Origin of the sequence: Microbulbifer mangrovi, from assembly GCF_002009015.1 — a bacterium.
Classification (GTDB): Bacteria; Pseudomonadota; Gammaproteobacteria; order Pseudomonadales; family Cellvibrionaceae; genus Microbulbifer; species Microbulbifer mangrovi.
In genome coordinates this window covers 1-6,302 of sequence record NZ_LZDE01000184.1, presented here as the reverse complement: position 1 = coordinate 6,302, position 6,302 = coordinate 1, and the positions used below count along the sequence as shown (strand labels likewise).

The 6,302-nt window shown below is 60.2% G+C and carries 3 protein-coding genes; 1 reads left to right on the top strand and 2 read right to left on the bottom strand.

What is annotated here, in order from left to right; translation table 11 throughout:
• A partial coding sequence (locus tag B4U49_RS01645; protein ID WP_078082847.1) for an HvfA family oxazolone/thioamide-modified RiPP metallophore occupies positions 1 to 269 on the bottom strand: 269 nt, incomplete at its 3' end.
• Between the two features lie 323 nt (positions 270 to 592).
• On the bottom strand, positions 593 to 4,492 hold the full coding sequence (hrpA, locus tag B4U49_RS01640) for an ATP-dependent RNA helicase HrpA (RefSeq protein ID WP_078082846.1): 3,900 nt from the start codon (positions 4,490 to 4,492) through the stop codon (positions 593 to 595).
• Between the two features lie 249 nt (positions 4,493 to 4,741).
• Here hrpA and B4U49_RS01630 point away from each other — a divergent pair, with 249 nt between their 5' ends.
• Positions 4,742 to 6,223: a peptide MFS transporter gene (locus tag B4U49_RS01630; protein ID WP_078082844.1), complete on the top strand. Its 1,482-nt coding sequence runs from the start codon at positions 4,742 to 4,744 to the stop codon at positions 6,221 to 6,223.
• Positions 6,224 to 6,302: the final 79 nt, after the last annotated feature.

Here is a 6,302-nt window from a genome sequence, read left to right as displayed (position 1 = left end):
CATTTACCTTCGCCGCACTTGCCCTCTTTCTTTTTACCTTCTCCGCATTTACCTTCGCCGCACTTACCCTCTTTCTTCTTGTCCTCGCCGCATTTACCTTCGCCGCACTTGCCTTCCTTCTTCTTGCCGTCGTCGGCCATTTTCAGGTTGTAGCCGGCGGTCAGCTCGGTGGCGGTAAATGGATTGGCGGATGTAGATGCGCTCAGGGTGGCAGAGGCAATGAAAGCGGCACCAACGGCGGCCGCAAGTGGCAGATTCTTCTTGTTCATAATGGTTCTCCTGGTGGAAAGTCGAGATCCTGTTCAGGACTCTTACCTAAAAGTAGGGGCTATTCCCGCATACGGCGCGAAATCCGCCGCTCCCGGATTATAGTTTCCCGGCTGGCGATTGGGGTTTCAGTCAGACTAGTGGTTCCGGATTCAGGTTCAACCGAATATCCGGAACTGTGAACCAGTTCTAACCTGCCGCGCTTACTGCCACGACACTGTAATAGTCGCATCAGCGTCCTGTTCCTTACATACGCAGTGACAAAAAGTTCGGATGAGTGACCACCGCTGTCATCGGGCGCGGGCGGCACGTTACCGCGCTCTATTTACCGCCCAGACTCTGCCCAGAACTTGCGCAGACGTTTGATGGACACCGGCATCAGGGTCTTCAGCGATTGTGCAAACAGAGACACCCGAAACTCCTCCAGCAACCAGCGATATTCCACCAGTTGCGGGTCCCCCGCCATCAGCAGCGGGTCACTTTTGCTGGCGGCTGCGAGGTAGGGCTCTTCCGCCTCCTGGAATTCCGCACTGAGACGCCGGTCCCGGTTCGGGTCCAGTGCCGCCTTTTCCAGCCGCAGCTCAATGCCTTTCAGGTAACGGCCATACTGACGCAACCATTCCAGCGGCGTTTGAAACAGCACGCCGCGGTAGAACATGCCGTTCAGCTGGCGGTTGATATCCCCCACCGCCATGGCCACAGCCAGGTTTTTCTGCTGTTTGATCTGCTTGCGCAGGGGCACTAGCTGGGCGAGCACCTTCACCAGTACACCGGCGATCTCCTGCGCGATCTCCACAAGTTTTTCCCGCTGCTCCAGCGCGGCGAGAAATTCCGCCTGGGTGCGCGGCCAGTTTTCATCCTCCCAGAAACACTCGCGCACGGCGGCCATCAGGATATCGTCGGCCACGTCTTCGCGACGCCCAAGATCCGCGGCACTCAGGCCGAGCTCTTTACCTTTCAACAGCTCCTTGCGCAGGTATTTGACCGGTTCCGGCAGGTGCAGGATGGCGAGGCGGCAGATACCCACGCGGGTCAGCTGCCGGGCCTCACCGGGGTTATCCAGTAGTTTCAGGTCGACACTGTCCTTGCTGGCGATCAGTGCCGGATAGGCGCGCACCTTGAGGCCCCCCTGATCCAGTTGATGGGTTTCCGGCAGGTCGCCGAAATCCCACTGGGTGATGCCCTCCCGCTCGAAATCATCGCCGGCGCTGGCCAGCTCCTGCTGCACCCGGTCGCGGTAGCGGGCCTGCAGGATTTCCAGATCGCGATCCTGGTCCAGTAGCTGCCCCTTCTCATCCAGCACCTGGATATTGAAACGGTAGAAATCCTCAACGCCCTGCTCCGCCGCCTGCCAGGCATCTTCCGGCAGTTCCTGCGCGGTCTGGCGCTTCAGCTCGTGGGCCAGCGCCTGCCACAGCGGGGTATTGCCGGGCTGCATGCGCGGTAGCGCCTTGTCCACCGCTGCCGGGACCGGCACGAAATATTTGCGATATTGCTTCGGCAGATTTTTCACCAGCGCGATACATTTATCGCGCAGGATGCCGGGCACCACCCACTGCAGGCGTGCGGCGGGTACCTGGTGCAGGGCGCCCACCGGCACCTGGATGCTGACACCGTCGTCGATGCTGCCCGGTTCAAAGTGATAGCTCAGCGGATATTCGATACCGCCGCTGATCAGGGAATCCGGGAACTGGGCCTCGCCCACATGATCCGCATCCTGCTGCATCATCAGGTCGCGGGGCAGGAACAGTAATTCGGGGTCTTTCTGCTCGGCCTGTTTGCGCCACTTTTCAAAACCCGCCAGGTTCACCACCTCGGCGGGGATCCGCTCATCGAAAAAGCGGTACACCACCTCGTCGTCCACCACGATATCGCGGCGGCGGGATTTGGCCTCCAGGTCCTCCAGCTCCTCCAGCAGTGCCTTGTAATGCTTGAAGAACTTGCCCTTGCCACGATAGCGCTGCTCCACCAATGCCTCGCGGATAAACACTTCGCGCGCGACAACCGGATCCAGCTTACTGAAGTGGATACGCTGCTTGTCCACCAGCACCAGGCCGTACAGAGTGACCTTTTCAAATGCCATCACCGCACCTGAGCGCGGGTTGTAGTGGGGCTCGAAATAATTGCGTTTGACCAGATGCTCGGCACAGCCCAGCGCCCAGTCCGGCTCGATCTTGCCCACCGTGTGGGCAAACAGGCGGCTGGTCTCCAGCAGCTGTGCCGCCACCACCCAGCGCGGCGGCTTCTTGAACTGGCCGGAGCCCGGGAAAATATGGAAGCGACGGTTGCGACAGCCGAGGAATTCCTTGTTTTCGTCGCGCACGCCGATATTGTCCAGCAGCCCCGGCAGGATCGCCTTGTGCACATTGGCGTAGGGCGCCGGCTCCTTGTTCATTTTCAAGTCCAGGTCGCGGATAGCGAGGCGCAGCTGGTGGTGGATATCTCGCCACTCGCGCAGTCGCAGCCAGGAGAGGAAGTTTTTCTGGCACCACTTGCGCAGCTGGTTCTGGCTCAACTCCTGTCGCTGGGCTTCATAACCGTCCCACAGGTTGACCAGGCTGAGGAAATCCGACTGCTCGTGCTGCCACTGCTTGTGTTTTTCATCCGACGCCTGACGTTTTTCCGCCGGGCGCTCGCGGGGATCCTGCACCGCCAGCGCACTGACAATGATCAGCAGCTCGCGCAGACTGCCCGCAGGACCGGACTCCATCAGCATACGACCGAGGCGCGGATCCAGCGGCAACCGCGACAGCGCGCGCCCCAGTGGTGTTACCCGGCCCTTGCCATCTACCGCTTTCAGCTCCTGCAACAGGTTGTAGCCGTCGTTGATGAGTCGCTGGTCCGGCGGATCCACAAACGGGAATTCACGAATATCGCCGATGCGCAATTGCAACATCTGCAGGATGACCGCAGCCAGGTTGGTGCGCAGGATCTCCGCATCGGTAAATTCCGGACGCTGGATAAAATCGCTCTCTTCGTAGAGGCGGATACACACACCAGCGCTGACCCGGCCACAGCGGCCTGCGCGCTGGTTGGCGCTGGCCTGGGAAATAGCCTCCACCGGCAAGCGCTGGATCTTGCTGCGGTAGCTATAGCGGCTGATCCGCGCGGTACCCGGGTCGATCACATAGCGGATACCGGGCACGGTAATCGAGGTCTCCGCCACGTTGGTAGCAAGCACAATCCTGCGGCCCTTGTGCGGTGCGAATACCCGGCTCTGCTCCGCCAGGCTGAGGCGCGCATAAAGAGGCAGCACCTCCAGGTGCGGTAGATGGGCATCCCGCAGGGCCTTGGCACACTCGCGGATTTCGCGCTCGCCACTCATGAACACCAGGATATCGCCACCGCGACGGGGCGAGGATTTCTCCTCGTGCAGCAGCTCTTCCACTGCACCGATAACCTGTTCGTTCAGGTCCGCGTCGCTGTCCGCCGGTGGCCGGTAGTGAATATCCACCGGGTAGGTGCGCCCGGATACCTCGATAATCGGCGCATTGTCGAAATGCCGGGAGAACTTCTCCAGATCGATGGTCGCGGAGGTGATGATGATTTTGAGATCCGGGCGCCGCGGCAACAGGGTCTTCAGGTAACCCAGCAGGAAGTCGATATTGAGGCTGCGCTCGTGGGCCTCATCGATAATCAGCGTGTCGTACTGGTTGAGCAGCGGGTCGCGCTGGATTTCCGCCAGCAGGATACCGTCGGTCATCAGCTTGATATGGGTGTGCTCGGTGCTCTGGTCGGTAAACCGCACCTGGTAGCCCACGGAATCCCCCAGGGACTGCCCGAGCTCCTCGGCTATACGGTTGGCCACGGTGCGCGCGGCAATCCGCCGCGGCTGCGTATGGCCGATCTGGCCAAAGATACCGCGCCCCAGTTCCAGGCAGATCTTGGGCAACTGGGTGGTCTTGCCGGAACCGGTCTCCCCCGCCACTACGACGACCTGGTTGGCGGCGATCAGCTCGGCGATTTCCTCGCGCCGCGCTACCACAGGCAGGCCCTCCGGCCACTCCACCTTGGGCAGTTTTTGCCGGCGCGCCTCGGCCAGGGCCACGGAAGCCGACACCCGGGAATCCAGCTGGGACAGCATCCTGTCTGCCGGCTTGCCCTCTTTCAGCCGACGTTGGGCATTCCTGAGGGTGCGCTCCAGCTCAAAGCGGTCGCGCCCCATGCACTGGGGAAGCAACTGCCGGTACTGCTGCAGATTTGGCTGGGTGGACTCTCGACTCATATGACTGCTTATTCAGAGGAAAATGGCAAACCGGCGATTATACCTGCTGTGGACTGCCGGGGTCTGTCCCTAAACTCCTGATCTATACTCAGGTCGATGGCGCACATTACAACCCTCAAAACGGGTCCTGTGCGCGACCGCTTTCCTATCGGCATCCAGTCGATACTCCGACAAGCGACGAGAAGACACGCAATCTCCGCCCGCCCCGCCGGGTCGGCGGCAGCCAGCGCGAAGAGGTAAGGAGCGCACATGCAAGATCTCAAGCCAAGACCCCCGGCCACCGCCGGCGAGATGATGGGACACCCGAAAGGGCTGTTCCTGCTGTTCGGTACCGAGATGTGGGAGCGCCTCAGCTACTACGGTATGCGCGGCATATTCGTGTTTTACCTCACTTCCGCTGCCGCCGCCGCGGCGTTTGGTTGGGAGACACTCTCCGATACCGAGCTGCAGTCCAAGGCCCTGAGCTACCTGGGCACCTACGCCATGCTGGTATACCTGACACCGATCATCGGTGGCTGGATGGCAGACAACAAATGGGGCCAGCGCCGCTGCATCATGTTCGGCGGGGTGCTGATGATGCTGGGGCAGTTCGCTCTCGGCTTCCCGCACAAATGGCTGCCGGACGGTACTGAGATTTACGGGCTGTGGCTCGGCCTCGCGTTGATGATCATCGGCAACGGATTTTTCAAACCGAATATTTCCACCATGGTGGGCGACCTGTATGACGAAGGTGACAAGCGCCGGGATACGGCGTTCACCATTTTCTATATGGGGATCAACCTGGGTTCAATTCTCGGTTATCTGGTAATCGGCTGGATTGGCGAGAAGGTGGATTACCAGCTGGCGTTTGTGGTCGCAGGCTTGGGCATGCTGCTCGGCCTGATTCTGCAGATGACCCAGGCGGACAAGATGCTCGGTGAAATCGGCAACCAGCCTTCGGCAAAACTGGGGTTGACGCCAAACCTGAGTAGCGATGAGAAAAAACGCCCGCTGACCCCGGAGGAGCGCGACCGCATCAAGGTGATCCTGATTCTGGGTCTGTTCACGGTAATTTTTTGGGCGGGGTTTGAGCAGGCGGCGGGGTCGATGAACCTGTTCGCCAAGTACAACACGGACCTGCACATTTTCGGCTTTGAAATCCCGGCCAGCTGGCTGCAGATGGTCAACCCGCTGTTCATCATCATCCTCGCGCCGATTGTGGCGAGCATCTGGGTGGGGCTCGGCTCGCGTGAGCCCACCTCGCCGGGGAAATTCAGCCTGGGTTTGATTTTCCTTGGTCTGGGTTTTGTATCCATGGTGGGCGCGGCCATGCAGATTGGCGATTCCGAGACCGCCAAAGCGAGCCCCTGGTGGCTGGTGGTGGCGTATATTTTCCACACCATTGGTGAGCTGTGCCTGTCGCCGATCGGCCTGTCGATGGTGACGAAACTCGCTCCGCTGCGTTATCTGTCGCTGATGATGGGGTTGTGGTTTGCGTTCATCGGTATTGCCAATAAAGGCGCGGCGGAGATTGGTAAGCTGGTAGGCGAGTCCGGCCCGATAGCAACCTTTGGCGGCGTGGCGATTGCGGCGATCGCTGCCGGGCTGATCCTGTTCTTTATCCGCGAGAAACTGGTGGACTGGATGCACGGTGCCGAGGAAGAACACACCGTGGTGAAAGACACCACCAAGGAAGAAATCGGCATCACCGCCGACCACGATGTGGCACCTCAGCGGAAGTTTGGGGAGTAACCACTACCCTCGATCAGCGTGCCCTGAACAATATCTGTGGCGGTCAGGCATCGGGTGGAGGTTTTCAGGACCGCTGTAA